This is a genomic window from Pseudomonas fluorescens, from assembly GCF_003732425.1.
Taxonomy (GTDB): Bacteria; Pseudomonadota; Gammaproteobacteria; order Pseudomonadales; family Pseudomonadaceae; genus Aquipseudomonas; species Aquipseudomonas fluorescens_BE.
In genome coordinates this window covers 899,701-914,888 of sequence record NZ_MOBX01000013.1, presented here as the reverse complement: position 1 = coordinate 914,888, position 15,188 = coordinate 899,701, and the positions used below count along the sequence as shown (strand labels likewise).

The following is a 15,188-nucleotide window of genomic DNA, read 5'->3' as shown; positions in this document are numbered from 1 at the left end:
GACTACTGTTCAAGGCCTGATTCTCTGATTGAGTTCAGCGTGAAGCTGTCGGTTAAAGCTTCGAATGCTAGGGTTAGTGTTCCCATTTGCTTGAGGGCCCGTTCGTAGTTTATAGGGTCTCTATTGAAGAGTTGCACCGAGTCTGGCTTTCTAACGAGATGTATCATGCCTCGAATAGATAGATAGAGATCCACGCTGTAATAGGTAAGATTACCGTGTTTGATGCCAAAAACGTTCTGATAACCCATCCTGATAGGCCCGACAACACTTGGTTTATCGGGGCCGTTGAAGATGTTCCCCACACCCTCAAAAATGTTGTTGACGCCGTGCCCGATTAAGGCGATGCCCGTAACGCCAGCTTTACCTCGGGTGGCTCCAATCGCTAAGGCGCCAGCCTGAAGTTGCATGCTTCCCGCAGCGATAGTCACTCCATTCTGAAAATAAAACATGGACTTTGAAGAAAGTTCTGAATACTCCTCCCAGAGCTCCTGCAATCCTTGCTTCGCACTAATAACACCTTCATCCACCGCCCGAATAACCTCATTCGCATAAGACGAAACGATCTCGCTAAATCGAAGTTGGCTGAAGCTGTCATACAACTGAGTCGCGCCGATCTGGCACCCGAATGCGACCAGATCGGAAGCAGCCCGGGTGACGTCGTTGATGTCACACGAATCCTCATTCATCGTTATTTCCCCAACTGCTGAAGCCGCTTGTGCCCGCCTGGATATGGGTCCAACTGATTTCGCGGTAAGTGAATGACACCAGTTCCTGTGGCTGAGCGTCGTTCAAATGGATGGCGTGAGGAACCTGGAGGTTGATGTGGGCGATTTTTGCGCCGCTTATGTGGATTTTGAAGTATTTGTCTTGCGTGCCAGCGGGGGAGGTTCGGTAGAAAAAGATGGTGCAGTCCAGCACTTCGCGGTCGTGAAGTGCGGCGGAGAGGAGGGGTGAGGATTTGTCGATGTTCTTGGTGATCATGATCGGCAAGTGCTTGCCACGGTCGGCGCTGACGCCGCCGTTATTGCCGGTAGTCATGTTGTGGGAGTAGGCCAGAACCATGATTTCGTCGAGGTGACCTAACTGGCATTTGTTGCCGATTGAATCGATATCGGAGCAGCCGGCCGAGATAAGCCCTTGACGGTTTCCGGTAATGCTCATGTAGCTGTGGTTGGCCATGGAAGCTCTGCTTTATTGACTGGAAAACTCTTGTTTGAAGAGTAACCGTCAACTAAAGCCAGACCGGTGGCGCGCCGGTTCGCTATTGGTGAAGTTCAGACGCGTCTTACAAGGGGCGCGGAAGTCAGGAGGTGATTATTCCCAAGTGCCAACTACGTTATCGCTGGTGGGATGACCGGGCGTTTATGAAGTTGGCACTTTGGCAATGTGTTGGTTATCAGGCTGGCGCGTCGAAACCTCGCTGTTCGATTACCCGAAACACATCACTCACATCCTGCACCATGATCCTGGCGATGTTGGTGACGGTGTTGATGTCATGTTCGGCGTAGTCGGGGAGGCTGGTGCAGGCGATGAGGTCGAGGTATTTGAGGACTGCGTTGAGGCGTTCGGCCAGGCAGGCGTGGAGGTCGCGTAGTGGGACGTCGGCGTTGATGAGGAGGACAGGGTTGTCGGTGGCTGGGTGGGACATGTGGGCGTAGTGGTGGAGCGGTTTTTTGATCGTCATAAGATTGCTCTTCAAATAATTAAGAAGTGCCACCTTTCTGCTGCGAAACAAAGGGGTGGCAGCTGTATGCGGGTTCGCAGACCGGAGAAGAGTCAAACCGGCAGACCCGAAGGTCTCCCACACACAGCCGCCATATAACGAAACGGCGGCGAATTTTGCCACAGTTGTCATCTAGCGGTGTGTGTCACTTCTGAGGGCTGCGAAACCCATCGCCAACTGCGGTCAGCGACAGCCCCACTCTAGGCAGCAATTCCCGCAGCCACAACCGACCTGTAGGACGCCAACCCACCCCTGTGGCGAGGGAGCTTGCTCCCGCTCGGCGACGCAGTCGTCGTAATCCGGCGCCCACGTTGTGTCAGGAGAATTCAGCTCGCGGGTTCGGGGCCACTTCGCAACCCATCGAGGATGAATCCCCTCACCACAAGGGGTGTTTTCCTACGCGTTTTTCAGACTTCAAATTCGGTCGAATCTCAAATCATGGCTTTGCATCCGGTTTGGAACTTTCCTTAAAAACGATGTCAATTTGATGGCGTGTCGCGACGCTCATTGAGAACGGATCAAGCAGTGCCAGGCTGTTTCCTGGTAAGCCCAAGGAAGTGTGAGATGAAGCTGATTCTTGCGATGTTGTTGATGTTCAGCGGTTACGTTTCCGCCAGTTGTGCCAGCATCAGTGATCCTGACAAACGCAATTATTGCCAGGCCACGCAGGAAGGCAGCAGCTGTTATTCCATTGGCGATTACGATTTACGCACGGCCTGCGAAGCGGAGAAGGGTGGTTCATGCGCAAGTATCGAGGATCGTAACCAGCGCGCCTATTGCGACGCCAAGAAGGGCAGTAGTTGTTATTCCATCGACAATTACGATTTGCGTACGGCCTGCGAAGCGGAGAAAGGCGGTTCATGCGCGGGTATCGGGGATCGTGACCAGCGCGCCTTCTGTGAAGCGAAGCAGGGCAGTAGCTGTGCGAGCATCGGCGATTGGGATCTGCGCAATCAGTGTGAAGCCATGAAGCGCTGATTGAGGGCTGCTTCGCAGCCCAGCGGGAGCAAGCTCCCTCGCCACAGTGGATGTGTTGATGCACGAAAAAGGGACACCCAGCGGTGTCCCTTTTTATGTGCGCTAAACAACCATTACTTCGCCTTCCAATGCCCACCGCCCCTTTCACAATCAATCTTCGCCTGCCCCAGATTCTCCGCACCGTAGTAATACGTGGTCACCTGCGCGCCATCGGGAATATTCAACGCTTTGGCGTTCTTGTCCTTGCTGGTGGAGTGCGGGTTGGCCAGGGATTCCTGGGTTAGGGTGGCGATGCACGTGGCTTGATAGTGGTCATCGCACTGCTGCACCTTTTTCTTGACGGCGTTGACCATGTCCTTGCTTTCGTTGCTGCATGACCAGTCGATGGAATTGACCGGCATGCCTTCGTATTCATAGCAGCTGTGGCCCGAAACGGTAGGCACGGAGGTGCTGGAGGAGCGGGTTTCGACGTCGCAGCCTTCGGCCATGACGCAGGTGGGGATGACGCAAAACGTGGCGAGCAGAAGCAGGAATCGAATGTTCATCGGGCTTTCCTCTTCAATGGCGCCGGTTTTGATCAATGAATTGGCGCTTATGGTTTCGAGATTGCGCAGGGGAAGGAGGTTCCATCAGGTTTTTGATTTGCGCTGTTCGCGTAGACTGCGAAACAATCGGACACATCTAGCGCCCAAGGATTGGAATATTGCCCATGATTGAAATCGGCAGTCGCAACAACGCCCCCACGTCGCAGCACCCAACCCACGACGTCTACATTTTCAACATCGACCTGTCCCGAGCGGCCACGCCTTTCTGTTTCGAACAGTCGACGGCCGGGGGGCATGGTGGGCAGGGCGGTGCGCGCTGGTTGGCGCTGGATGAGCTGGAAGCCTGGCCCGGTGAGTGGCGTGAGCATTTGAAGAAGTCTGATTGTGCCTGGGTCGCTGAGTTGATTGACGCGCATCCTGGTGCGGATCAAGTGACATTGGTGTCGATGATTCTCAAGCGTCACGCCGAGCCAGCGAAGCCTGTCGGTCGCTTGAAAGCCATTGGCGCCTGGCTCAAACGCAATATCCACGTTGGCGGCCGGTATGGCGTTTAACCCGAGGAAACCCCTATGACTCAAACACTCGAACGCGCCATTGCCATCGCCGCCACCGCGCACGCGGGGCAGGTGGACAAGGGCGGGGCGCCGTACATTCTGCATCCGCTGAAGGTGATGTTGCGCATGACCTCGCTGGAAGAACGCATCGTCGCGGTGCTGCACGATGTGGTCGAGGATTGCGATATCAGTCTTGATGACTTGCGCAAGGAAGGTTTCAGCGAAGAGGTGCTGACGGCCATTGCGTCGGTGACCAAAGTGCCGGGCGAGTCCTATGATGATTTCGTCGAACGCGCCGCGCAAAACCCGATTGGCCGGGTGGTGAAACTGGCGGATCTGGAAGAGAACAGCGACCTGTCACGGATCGCCTCGCCGAGTTGGGAGGATCTGGAACGGATCGAAAAATACCGACGCGCGATTGGACGGTTGCGCTCATAAAAATGGACACGCCCATGTAGGAGCTGCCGCAGGCTGCGATCTTTTGATCTTGTTTTTTAGATTCAAAGTCAAAAGATCGCAGCCTGCGGCAGCTCCTACACGGGATCGTGTTGGGTCAGTTGAATTGCCAGGAAGGCGAATATGAAATCCATTTTCTGTCTGTTGATCGCCGCCGTGTTTGGCGCGGTGCTGCAATCCCTCAGCGTGCCTCACGGCTTGCTGCTGGGCTCGATTCTCGTCACTGCGCTGATCGTGACGCGATCAGGCTTCGCACCGGCAACGCCTTATGGCTTGGGTTATATCCAGGTCACCTTGGGCATCGCTACCGGGCTGATGTTCGAAGCGTGGGACAGTGCGACGGCGTCGACCATGCTCCCAAGCCTTGGCGTGTTACTGCTGTGTCTGACGGTGCAGATTGCCCTGGCCGGTTGGTGGCTGACGCGTGGGGCAGGGTGGAATCGCACGGATGCGCTACTCGCGGTGTATCCGGGGGCACTGGCGGCGGTGTTTGATTTGCTCGAGTCGGAGAAGGCGTCGAGCAAAGTCATCATCGTGCACCTGATGCGGTTACTGCTGATCACGGTATTGGTGAGCTTTTTGATTCCGGGGCAGGTGTCGGTGGCTGCTGTTGAAAGCGATCCGTTGACCACCGGCATGGCGTTGACGGTTTTCTCGGTAATCGGCTTGAGCGTCGTGCTCGGTCGATTGCTGCTGGTGATCGGCGTGCCGGCGCCCTTCATGCTCACGGCGATCATCATCACCGCAGTCTTTGTAAAAGCAGGCTGGTTGCACGGTTTTCACATGCCCGACTGGAGCTTGAATCTGGCGGCGCTGATTCTCGGCGTGCGCATCGGCTCGCGGTTTCAGGGTTTGGGCGTCAGGGAATTGGGCCTGCATGGCCGCACGGCGCTGGTCTCGGTCGGGTTGATGATCGTGGTGGCGGCGGCATTTGCTGAAGTGGCGGCGCGATTGCTCGGCAGCGATCCGTTGTCGCTATGGCTGGCGTACATGCCGGGGGCGATCGAGACGATTGCGATTGTTGCGTTTGCGGGCGGGCTGAATGTGGTGTTTATCCTCACTCACCACTTGGCGCGGATGGTGCTGCTGCACTTTGCGCCGGCGTTGTTGGTGCAGGTGCGGCGGGTGCGGGAGGGCTAGGGTGAGGGGCTCTTGACCCTGCGTTTTGAACTAGACTTCCTGACTACCCCGCACCACCGCCAACCCCAGGCCCCGCCGGAGGTAATCATGAATCGCCTAACGTTCGTCCCACTCTTGATCGCTGCGATATTTACCACTCACGCCAGCGCCGAATCCATCGTCCCGCTCAAAGGCCAGACCTCGCAACAAACCCAGATCGACATCAACGATTGCCACTCCATCGCCTCGACTTCAACGACTTCAACACCCCAAGCGGGTGGTCGTCTCAAGGGTGCCGCTGTCGGTGCCGCCGCCGGAGCAGCAGGTTCTGAAGTCCGCGGTCGTCAACACGACGAGGTTTACGACCGCGTCGACGATGATCGCAAGCAGGATTACCGACAAAACCGTGCCCAGCAAACCGCCGCGGCCGGTGCGGTAGTCGGTGGCTCTCGACAGCGGCAAGAGCGTCGCGCGCAGAACAAGACCAATGCAGCGGCCAGTTCCAGTGCCTACACCGGGTGCCTGCAAGGGCGCGGCTATCAGGTCACGCCTTGACGGCTCGGTTTGTGCGCTTCGAGCAGGTGCATCATCAACGCACTATAGAGCGTCACCAGAATGAACAGGCCCATGCGCACGGCGAACGCAGTGTAAACGTCTTTGCCGGCAGCACTGTCCTGCACGGATTGGCCGAGCAGGATGATCATCGTCACCCACGTGTTGATCCAGAAACCAGGGCTGAACCGCGTCGGGCTCAGGCGATAGAGTTTGCGCGCCAGCCACAGCCCGAACAGCAGCATCCAGAGAAAGAACATCCACACATGCACGAACAGGCTCAACCCGCACCAGAGCAGTACCGCCAGCACGCCGGCGAGCAGGGTTGAGCCGAGCAGTTCACGGCCCGCGTGATGGGTCTGGGTGGTGGAGCTTTGTTGGCCGAGGCTGACGGCCTTGAGGATGATCGGCATGTAGCTGGCCGGGTCGCTCAGGGCCAGCAGAAACGTCGGCAGCACGATCAGCGTGGCGCGCAGGGCCACGCGCGGGACTTCGTCGGCAGGCATGGCGGGCGGCTTGGGCGGGACGGGGCTATCAGGCCGCTCAGGAAACACTGTGTGACTGACACCGACCACCGCGACCGCCAGTAACAGGCCTTTGACGAGGGCGCCGATGACCGCCATTGCCAGGTCGAATTCGGCAAACCCGGCGGCGGAGATCATGGTCATGCCGATCACCAAAAAGGTCACGATCAATGGGTTGCCGCCGCGCAAGCCAAAGCGAAACACCAGAAACAAACCGACGCCGATCAACAGCACGCCGCTCACCGGGTAATAGCGCAGCAGCGGCACCAATAGCAGGCCGATGCTCGTCGTCAGCGCCGCGACCAGTGCCAGCACCAACGCGCCTTTCAACGGCAATGGCCGCGGCAGGCTGGCCAGCAGCAACACCGCCAGCACCGGTGAGATAAACGCCAGCGGCAACGCCAGCGCATAACTCGCGGCAGTGCACAGCGCGGTGCCGAACGCCAGGCGCAAGGCCCGTTGCGCCGGGACGCTGCGCTCAGTAGGCATACGACAGCCAGCTCATCAGCCCGACAAACAGCCGCCCCAATGGATTGAGCAAATTGCCTTCGCTGGGAAACGCCATGACTTCAGCCTGACCGCCGGCACGGATCGCGCGGCTGTCGATCAGGCGTTTTTTCGCCTCGTCCGTGAACTCGATGATCACCGGAAAACGTTGCGCCGGGCGCAACCAGTCGCGGCTGTTCTGGATACTCGGCAGGGTGCCCGGCGCCGGTGTCTGGCCGACGCTGACGCCATAGCCAACGCTGCGCACCTGGCCGTCGAGGACTTGGCCGGGCAGCGCATCCAAAACGATCGAAACCGGCGTGCCGGGCTGCACGCGGCCGAGGTTGTTTTCGGTGAGGTCGGCGCTGATCCACACGTCGTGGATCGCGATCAAGGTCATCACCGGGCTGCCGGCGGCGGCGAACTGGCCGACGTCGGTGCGCAGGTCGGTGATCAACCCGGCCGAACGCGCGCCGATGCGGGTGTTGGCCAGATCCAGTTCGGCTTTGGCCAGTGCCGCAGCGGCGCTGCGCAGTTGCGCGTTGGTCTCGGTGTTGCCGCCTTCCTGTTCCTGCGCGCGTTGCACCTCCGCACGGGCGGCGGCGACTTGGGCGACGGCTTGTTCGCGGTTGGCTCGGGACACTTCCAGCAAGCGCACGGAGACGGTGCCGGGATCCTGTTTGTACAAACCTTCGAGACGTTGATTGTCCTGTCGCGCCTTGAGTTCGTTGGCTTGCGCGGCGCGCAACGACGCTTGCGCCGAGGCGATGCCGGCGGTGCTCGCGCCGACCTGACGGCGGGTCGATTCCAGATCGGCTTTGGCTCGGTCCACGGCGATTTGCAACGGCTGTGGATCGAGTTCGAAAAGGATGTCGCCGGCCTTCACGTCCTGATTGTTGCGCACGTTGACCCGGATCACCCGGCCGGCGACTTCTGCCGCCACCGGAATCACGAATGCCCCGACTCGCGCCTGCTGGGTGTAGGGCGTGTAGCGGTCGGCGAGCAGATACCAGGCCAGGCTCAACACGATCAACAGCAACACCCAGCGGATGCCTTTTTTCGCCGGATCGGGGGAGGCGGCGGGGGCTGGAGCGGGCGTTGGAAGTGCGGCGTCAGTCATGGCGGCTTACCTGCGAGGGAAGGGGATACGCCGGTTGGGCGGCTGGCGCGCTGAGCAAATCGCCCCAGTTAGTGCGTTGTTGCATCTGTTGTCGTGTCGGCTCATCGACCTGCGGCGCATTGCTTTGCCAGCCGCCACCGAGGGCTTTGTACAGCGCGATCAGGTTGCTCACGGCGTTGCTGCGGCTGACCAGATAGTTGTCCTGCAACTCGAGCAGCGCACGCTGCGCGTCGAGCACCCGCTGAAAGTCCGAATAGCCTTCGCGGTATTGCGTGTTGGCCAGCACCAGCGAACGTCGCGCAGCCCCTTCGGCCTCACGCAGAATGCGTTCGCGCTCCAACGCTTTGCTCAGGCCACTGGCGGCGTCGTCAGCCTCGCGTGCGGCCTGGCGAACCTTGTCGCGGTAGGCCTCGATCAGTTGCTGCAAACGCGCGTCCTGTACCCGCACGTTGTTGCGGATGCGACCGTAATCGAAGATGTTCCAGCGCAGGCTTGGGCCGCCTATCAGGTCGAGGCTGCGCGGCGTGGCGCCAAGGGTATCGCTGGACCAGACAATGCTGCCGAGCAAGGTCAGCGATGGGTACAGATCGGTTTCGGCGACCCCGACCAGCGCCGATTGCGCGGCGACATTCAGTTCCGCCGCACGCACGTCCGGGCGGCGCAGCAGCAGGTTGGCCGGAACGTCCTGCAGGACGGCGCGATCCGTCAGCGGGATCAGCCCGGTTTGCTCGGCCAGCAATGCTGCGCCCCCGGGGGGCTGGCCGACCAGCACCGCCAGAGCGTTGCGGGTGCGCAACAGTTGATCCTCGAAGGCCGGGATGCTGCTCAGCGTGTCGAGGTATTGGGTTTTTGCCTGCTGCAGATCGAGTTCGGCGCTCTGGCCGCTGGTGAAGAGTTTTTCGGTGATCTCGAAATTGCGTTTTTGCTGGCCGGCGTTTTCCCGGGCGACGCGCAGCCGCGCCTCGGTTGTGCGCAGGGAAAAATAGGTGTCGGCGACTTGCGCGCGCAGGAGTACGAGGGCGTCTTCGTAGTTGGCCTGTGCGGCGAAATAGCTGGCGTCCGAGGACTCGATGGCTCGGCTGAAACGGCCCCAGAAATCCAGCTCCCAACCGACATCGAACGCTGCGCTGTGCTGCCAGAAGTGCAGATCCTGTGGGTTGCTGCCGCCCGATTGATGGCGGTCGACGTACAGGCTGTCGACGCCAACCTGCTGCAGTTGCGGGTAGCGACCGCTCTCGGCGATACCCAGTTGGGCGCGGGCTTCGAGTACCCGCAGTCCGGCGATTTTCAGGCTGCTGTTATGCGTATCGGCTTCACTGATCAGGCGGTCGAGTATCGGGTCGGCGAACACCTGCCACCACTGACGAAGATCCGGTTGGGCCGCGCGCTCACTGGCCTGTTCCAGCGCCGTGCTGTTCCATTGCTGACTCCACGCCTCGGCGGGTGGCTGAAAATCTGGTCCCAGACGTATGCAACCGCCAAGGCCCAAGGCGCCAAGCAACAACAAGTAACCGGGCCGTGTCAGCAGGGCTGTCGTTGGAGGCATTGCGTTATGTCCCTGACCCGCAAATATCAGTGGAGCATAGACGTCGAATGGCAAGTTGTTCAGGTGAATCTGCTGCTACGCTTTGCAGGCGTCTGCACTCCACCCAAACAGGTACAAAACCATGGAAACTGTCCAAGATCCGGTGACACCGCCCCCCGCTGCCACCTGGCGCTTCAAGGTTGGCGTGGCGATCATCTGCCTGATGCTGGGCTCGTGGCTGATGGTGCCACTGGCCGCCGCCCTCGACGTGCCCGGTTCGAAAGTCGCGGCGCTGACCGGCGTGCTCTTTATCAGTAACAAGGTGCTGTTGCTGGTGGTCATCGCGGTGATGGGCAAGGCCGGATTTGCCGAGCTCAAACGCACCATTGGCCGGCATGTCTCGGGGATGCTTCCGACGCCGGTCGCCGAAGTCTCGCCGCTGCGGCATAGGGTGGGCGTGGTGATGTTTTGCCTGCCGTTGCTGACGTCGTTTCTGGAACCGTATTTCGATAACTTCTGGCCGGGGTTGCGCCCCAATCTATGGCAGTTGCAGATGCTTGGGGATCTGATGTTCATCGGCAGTTTCTTTGTGCTGGGCGGCAATTTCTGGGACAAGGCCCATGCGCTTTTTGTGCGTACAGCGAAAGTGGTGTCCGTTTGATTCTGATTAAAACTCATTGTGGCGAGGGAGCTTGCTCCCGCTGGGCTGCGCAGCAGACCCCAACCTGACGACCGGGACATTCTGATGTAACCGGGTTGGCAGGGTTTACGACGGCTTCGCCGCCGAGCGGGAGCAAGCTCCCTCGCCACAGGTTTGTGTGATGCATTAGATGATGTGCGCAGCAAATCCTTGTAGATCCGGCGCGGATAGACCAGAAAGGGCGGCAGCACGTCGAAACCAGAACGATTTCCGGGACAAGGTCTATTTGTGCGGTACGGCGAAAGTGGTGTCCGTTTGATTCTGATTACAACTCATTGTGGCGAGGGAGCTTGCTCCCGCTGGGCTGCGCAGCAGACCCAAACCTGACGACCGGGACATTCTGATGCAACCGGGTTGGCAGGGTTTACGACGGCTTCGCCGCCGAGCGGGAGCAAGCTCCCTCGCCACAGGTTTGTGTGATGCATTAGATGATGTGTGCAGCAAATCCTTGTAGATCCGGCGTCGGCCTGAGGTGTTGTCAGGCGTGGCCCAAGGCAATCGCAAACGACACGACGATCATGCACGCGAACGCAAAATTGAGATTCATGAGGTGTTCATCCTGAGCCTTTTAGAAGTGCTGCCATTCTGAACAGGTTGAAAGCAAAGAAAAAATGCGCCTTGTCGATTCCAATGATCGAAACAATTGATACCCCGACGGTTTGTGTTTGCTCAAGGCTTTCGCTACTCTCGCAAAAACCTGCAATTACAAGCATAAACAGGCATAACCATGCACGATCATTCCGCAGCTGAGCTGCCATCCCTGCGCCGACAGAAAATCCTTTTGCTCCTCGAACGTGACGGCAAGGTCATGGCCTCCGAGCTGAGCCAGCACTTCGCGGTGTCCGAAGACACCATCCGCCGCGACCTCGCCGAACTGGACACTGCCGGGCTGGTGCAACGCGTCCACGGCGGGGCGTTGCCGCGTCCGAAAGATTCCGGCAAGGATTACTTCACCCGGCTGGACGAGACGGATGAGGTCAAGATTCGCTTGGCGCAACGGGCGGCGCAGGAGGTTGAGGACGGGCAGATTGTGCTGTTCGATTCCGGTTCGACCACGTTGCAGGTGGCGCGCTCGCTGCGTGCAGATATCAGCATTACGGCAGTGACCGCTTCACCGATAACGGCGATTGCGCTCTCGGAGTTCAAGGGTGTGAAGGTGATTCTCGCCGGCGGCCAGCTGAACCCGCGAACGATGGCGGCGGGTGGGCATGAGGCCCTGCGGCTGCTGGCCGGGATCAGGGCAGATCTGGCGATTACCGGCGTCTGTGCGATTCATCCGGAAGTGGGGATTACCTCGCTGCACTTCGATGAGGTGCCGGTGAAGCAGGCGATGCTCGATGGCGCGACGCGGGTGATTGCGGTGACCACGGCGGACAAGCTCGGGGCGGTGGAGCCGTTTGTGGTGGCGCCATGTACGCGCCTGCACACGCTGATTACCGAGCAGCATGTAGCGTCGGGGAGTGTCGAGGATTATCGGCGGTTGGGGATTGTCGTCGAGCAGTTGCCGGATTGAGGTTTTGTGGTGGGTTTGAGGGCCTCTTTGCGAGCAGGCTCGCTCCCACAATGGATCTTCAGTGAATCGATGACCCTGTAGGAGCTGCCGAAGGCTGCGATCTTTTGATTTTGATTTTTAAAAACAAGATCAAAAGATCGCAGCCTTCGGCAGCTCCTACAAGTGGAGGGTGTGTCAGCGAAGGCGCTCAAGCATCTGGTAGTACCACATCCCGGCGGCAAGCAGTGGGTTACCGAGCAAATCCCCCATCGGCACGCGAATGTGCTGGCACTGGGCAAACGTATCGAACTGCTCCATCTGCCCGGTGATCGCGCGGCTCATGATTTCGCCCATGATGTGCGTCGTCGCGATGCCGTGCCCCGAGTAGCCCTGGCAATACCAGACGTTGTCCGAGAGCTTGCCCAGTTGCGGGATGCGGTTGATGACAATGCCCATCGCGCAGCTCCACTGGTAATCGATCTGCACGCCTTTGAGCGCCGGGAAGGTTTGCTCGATGCACGGGCGCAGTTCGGCGGCGATGTCGCGTGAATCCTTGCCGCTGTAGTTGGCACCGCCACCGAACAGCAAGCGGCCGTCGGCGGTGAGGCGGTAGTAGTCGAGGACGAAACGGCAGTCGTACACCGCAAGGTCCTCGGGGTTGATCTGTTTTGCCAGATCCCCCAGTGGCGCGGTGGTGACGATGCCGCCCATGGCCGGGAAAATCTTGCCCTTGAGCTGCCCCGGTTCGAGCTTGTGGTAGACGTCGCCGGCGAGCATCACCTGCTTGGCATCGATCTGCCCGTGAGCCGTGCGCACACCGGGCGTAGCGCCGTGAATGATCTCCAGCACTTCGCTGTTTTCAAAGATCAGCGCACCGAGACTTTCCGCCGCCCGCGCTTCACCGATGCACAGGTTGAGCGGGTGCAAATGCATGTTGCGGGTGTTCTTGATTGCACCGTGGTAGAGGTCGCTTTGCAGCAGGTCACGCACCTGGCTACGGTCGAGCAGGCTGACTTCATCATCCAATCCTCGGCGTACGGCTTCTTCATAATCCTTGCGCAAGTCAGTCATGTGGCTGGGCTTGTACGCGGCGTGCAAATGACCGTGTTTGAGATCGCACTGAATGCCATATTTCTCGACGCGTTGCTGGATGATTTCATGCCCGCGCCAGCGCAGGTGCCAGATGAAATCATCGACCTCATCGCCGAGTTTCGCGCGCATCTGTTTGCGCATCGCACCGTCGCCGGAAAGGCTGCCGGTGACTTGACCGCCATTGCGCCCGGTGGCGCCCCAGCCGATTTTGTGGCTTTCGACGATGGCGACTTTCAGGCCTTTTTCGGCGAGTTCGACAGCGGTGGCGACGCCGGTGAAACCGCCGCCGATGATCACCACGTCGACCCTGTGCCGGCCTTGCAGGGTCGGGTAGTCGGTGTCCTGGTTGAGGGTGGCGGTGTAGTAGGAATTGCAGCGTTCGGTCATGTCAGTGTCCACACAAAATTCGGGAGTCGGAATGCAATTCCCTGTGGGAGCTAGCCTGCTGGCGATGAGGCCGTATCAGTCACATCGTGGGTGAATGACACACCGCAATCGCTAGCAGGCTAGCTCCCACAGGGTTTAGGGGTGAGGCTTGAAACCTCAGGCCTCGGTGAGATACCACCGCCAATCCTGCTCACCCACCTCGGCCATGAACTGCCGGTACTCGGCACGCTTCACCGCCAGATACACCCCGAGAAATTCCTGCCCCAAGGCATCCCGCGCCCACACCGAATTTTCCAGTGCCTGCAGCGAGGTCAACCAATCGGTCGGCAGTAACTCCTTCGCTTGTGCATAACCATTGCCCTCGACCGGCGCCCCCGGATCAAGGTCTTCACGAATGCCGCGATGAATCCCGGCAAGGATCGCCGCTGCGGCCAGATACGGGTTGGCGTCCGCGCCGCAGATGCGGTGTTCGATGTGCCGGGTGTTGGCCGGGCCGCCAGGCACGCGCAGGCTCACGGTGCGGTTGTCGACGCCCCAGGTCGGCGCCAGCGGCGCGTAGCTGTTGGCCTGAAAGCGTCGGTAGGAGTTGGCGTTCGGGCAGAACAGCAACAACGTATCGAGCAGCGAGGCAAGCATGCCGCCAATCGCCGTGCGCAGCAGCGGCGTACCGGCCGGATCCTCCGAGGCGAACAGATTGTGTCCCGCGCCATCGGCCAGACTCACGTGCATGTGCATGCCTGTGCCCGCCAGATCATCGAACGGCTTGGCCATGAACGTTGCCTGCATGCCGTGCTGGTGGGCGATGGCTTTGACCAGACGTTTGTAGCGCACGGCCTGATCCATCGCCGCCAGCGCATCACCGTGTTCAAGGGTGATTTCCACCTGACCCGGCGCGTATTCGGAAATCGCCGTGCGTGCCGGAATACCGTGCAATTTGCAGGCGCTGTAGAGGTCGGCGAGGAACGGTTCGATCTGCTCCAGCTCGCGCAAACCATAAACCTGGGTATGTCGCGGTCGACCACCGTCAGCGTCCAGCGCCGGTTGCGGGCGGCCATTGTGATCGCGTTTGGCATCGAGCAGATAGAACTCCAGCTCGCAGGCCATCACCGGGTGATAACCCTCGGCCTTGAGGCCGTCGATGACCCTGATCAGCAAGTGTCGCGGGTCAGCGATGCTCGCCGGCAGGCCCTCGGTCGGGTGCATGCTGACCTGCACGGCGGCGGTCGGAATCTTGCGCCATGGCAGGCGCACCAGACTGCCTTCCAGCGGATAGGCACGGCAGTCGATATCGCCGACATCCCAGACCAGACCGGAGTTCTCGACGTCTTCACCCTGCACGGTCAGACCGAGAATAGTACTCGGCAACGGCCGGCCGCTTTGGTACACGGCGAGCAGTTCTTCGCGGTGCAACAGCTTGCCGCGTGGCACGCCGTTGGCGTCGAGGATGAACAACTCGATCATGTCGATATCGGGGTTCTGTTCAAGGAACAGGCGTGCGTCTTCGATGGCTGCGAATTTCATAATCAATCACTCACGATGGCGCCGCACAGGCGCGCAGATTCGGGCCGGACACACGGAAGGCGTCCCGGCAGGGATTTCAAATGGATATCAGTCAGAGGTGACACGGAACCTGTGGCGAGGGAGCTTGCTCCCGCTGAGGCGCGAAGCAGCTCTCGCTTTTTGATTCAAAGCCTGGGGACTGCCATGCAGTCCAGCGGGAGCAAGCTCCCTCGCCACAATGGATCTTTACTGACTGACAGAAATCAGCAGGCGATATCCGGCGGGCGTGCGGAGTGACGCAGCTTGGAGCGGCGCAAGGCCATGGGGAGATTGACGATACGATTCATACGCCGCCCCTGTGAGAGAGGGCGCGCAGGGTAGAGACGTTCAACGATTCTGGTTGTTGTGGTGACGTACTCATAACGCGTGTTTCCG

At 59.7% G+C, this 15,188-nt stretch carries 17 protein-coding genes; 7 read left to right on the top strand and 10 right to left on the bottom strand.

Going from position 1 to position 15,188, the window contains the following annotated elements; all coding sequences use genetic code 11:
* Window positions 1-2: 2 nt before the first annotated feature.
* The 3 genes from BK670_RS14500 to BK670_RS14490 all read right to left on the bottom strand — a co-directional run bounded on the left by BK670_RS14500 (window position 3) and on the right by BK670_RS14490 (window position 1,684).
* Window positions 3-686 carry a DUF4225 domain-containing protein gene (locus BK670_RS14500; protein WP_123450531.1) on the bottom strand — a complete coding sequence of 228 codons (684 nt, stop codon included), beginning with the start codon at window positions 684-686 and terminating at the stop codon, window positions 3-5.
* Window positions 679-1,179 (bottom strand): Hcp family type VI secretion system effector, encoded by a 501-nt coding sequence (locus tag BK670_RS14495; protein WP_123450529.1) that lies wholly within the window; start codon window positions 1,177-1,179, stop codon window positions 679-681. Before BK670_RS14495 ends, BK670_RS14500 begins: the two co-directional genes overlap by 8 nt.
* 217 nt (window positions 1,180-1,396) lie before the next feature.
* A complete protein-coding gene (locus BK670_RS14490) occupies window positions 1,397-1,684 on the bottom strand; it encodes a fructose-bisphosphate aldolase (protein WP_123450527.1) in 288 nt (95 codons plus the stop codon).
* Window positions 1,685-2,287: 603 nt separating this feature from the next.
* Between BK670_RS14490 and BK670_RS14485 the strand changes: the two genes are divergently transcribed.
* Window positions 2,288-2,701: a hypothetical protein gene (locus BK670_RS14485; protein WP_123450525.1), complete on the top strand. Its 414-nt coding sequence runs from the start codon at window positions 2,288-2,290 to the stop codon at window positions 2,699-2,701.
* A gap of 113 nt (window positions 2,702-2,814) precedes the next feature.
* Here BK670_RS14485 and BK670_RS14480 read toward each other — a convergent pair whose 3' ends face one another.
* Window positions 2,815-3,246 (bottom strand): hypothetical protein, encoded by a 432-nt coding sequence (locus BK670_RS14480; RefSeq protein WP_123451393.1) that lies wholly within the window; start codon window positions 3,244-3,246, stop codon window positions 2,815-2,817.
* Between the two features lie 164 nt (window positions 3,247-3,410).
* On the opposite strand from BK670_RS14480, the gene BK670_RS14475 reads away from it, so the two are divergent.
* From BK670_RS14475 to BK670_RS14455, 4 genes are all read left to right on the top strand, one after another.
* Window positions 3,411-3,800 carry a hypothetical protein gene (locus tag BK670_RS14475; protein WP_123450523.1) on the top strand — a complete coding sequence of 130 codons (390 nt, stop codon included), beginning with the start codon at window positions 3,411-3,413 and terminating at the stop codon, window positions 3,798-3,800.
* Window positions 3,801-3,815: 15 nt separating this feature from the next.
* Window positions 3,816-4,238, top strand: coding sequence for an HD domain-containing protein (locus tag BK670_RS14470; RefSeq protein WP_123450521.1), 423 nt, complete (start codon window positions 3,816-3,818; stop codon window positions 4,236-4,238).
* Window positions 4,239-4,379: 141 nt separating this feature from the next.
* Window positions 4,380-5,396 (top strand): AbrB family transcriptional regulator, encoded by a 1,017-nt coding sequence (locus BK670_RS14460; protein ID WP_123450519.1) that lies wholly within the window; start codon window positions 4,380-4,382, stop codon window positions 5,394-5,396.
* 87 nt (window positions 5,397-5,483) lie between these two features.
* Window positions 5,484-5,930 carry a YMGG-like glycine zipper-containing protein gene (locus tag BK670_RS14455; RefSeq protein WP_123450517.1) on the top strand — a complete coding sequence of 149 codons (447 nt, stop codon included), beginning with the start codon at window positions 5,484-5,486 and terminating at the stop codon, window positions 5,928-5,930.
* Here BK670_RS14455 and BK670_RS14450 read toward each other — a convergent pair.
* Genes BK670_RS14450 through BK670_RS14440 form a run of 3 tightly spaced genes read right to left on the bottom strand, consistent with a single transcriptional unit; the run spans window position 5,915 to window position 9,603 of the window.
* Window positions 5,915-6,940, bottom strand: a complete 1,026-nt coding sequence (locus BK670_RS14450; protein WP_123450515.1) for a DUF2955 domain-containing protein — start codon at window positions 6,938-6,940, stop codon at window positions 5,915-5,917. The two genes, BK670_RS14455 and BK670_RS14450, sit on opposite strands and share 16 nt — an antisense overlap.
* Window positions 6,930-8,057: an HlyD family secretion protein gene (locus BK670_RS14445; RefSeq protein ID WP_123450513.1), complete on the bottom strand. Its 1,128-nt coding sequence runs from the start codon at window positions 8,055-8,057 to the stop codon at window positions 6,930-6,932. The genes BK670_RS14450 and BK670_RS14445 overlap by 11 nt, the downstream gene beginning before the upstream one ends.
* Window positions 8,050-9,603 (bottom strand): efflux transporter outer membrane subunit, encoded by a 1,554-nt coding sequence (locus tag BK670_RS14440; RefSeq protein WP_259697566.1) that lies wholly within the window; start codon window positions 9,601-9,603, stop codon window positions 8,050-8,052. Before BK670_RS14440 ends, BK670_RS14445 begins: the two co-directional genes overlap by 8 nt.
* Before the next feature lie 121 nt (window positions 9,604-9,724).
* Between BK670_RS14440 and BK670_RS14435 the strand changes: the two genes are divergently transcribed.
* Window positions 9,725-10,243 (top strand): transporter suffix domain-containing protein, encoded by a 519-nt coding sequence (locus tag BK670_RS14435; protein ID WP_123450511.1) that lies wholly within the window; start codon window positions 9,725-9,727, stop codon window positions 10,241-10,243.
* A 593-nt stretch (window positions 10,244-10,836) separates the two neighbouring features.
* Here BK670_RS14435 and BK670_RS29640 read toward each other — a convergent pair.
* The gene (locus BK670_RS29640) at window positions 10,837-10,995 is read right to left on the bottom strand and encodes a hypothetical protein (protein ID WP_185036791.1); all 159 of its coding nucleotides are present in this window, start codon (window positions 10,993-10,995) and stop codon (window positions 10,837-10,839) included.
* Window positions 10,996-11,009: 14 nt separating this feature from the next.
* Here BK670_RS29640 and BK670_RS14430 point away from each other — a divergent pair, with 14 nt between their 5' ends.
* Window positions 11,010-11,795: a DeoR/GlpR family DNA-binding transcription regulator gene (locus BK670_RS14430; protein ID WP_123450510.1), complete on the top strand. Its 786-nt coding sequence runs from the start codon at window positions 11,010-11,012 to the stop codon at window positions 11,793-11,795.
* A gap of 174 nt (window positions 11,796-11,969) precedes the next feature.
* Here the strand turns inward: BK670_RS14430 and BK670_RS14420 are convergent, their stop codons facing one another.
* Both BK670_RS14420 and BK670_RS14415 read right to left on the bottom strand, forming a co-directional pair.
* A complete protein-coding gene (locus tag BK670_RS14420) occupies window positions 11,970-13,253 on the bottom strand; it encodes an NAD(P)/FAD-dependent oxidoreductase (protein WP_123450508.1) in 1,284 nt (427 codons plus the stop codon).
* 156 nt (window positions 13,254-13,409) lie between these two features.
* The gene (locus BK670_RS14415) at window positions 13,410-14,774 is read right to left on the bottom strand and encodes a glutamine synthetase family protein (RefSeq protein ID WP_123450505.1); all 1,365 of its coding nucleotides are present in this window, start codon (window positions 14,772-14,774) and stop codon (window positions 13,410-13,412) included.
* Window positions 14,775-15,188 lie beyond the last annotated feature (414 nt).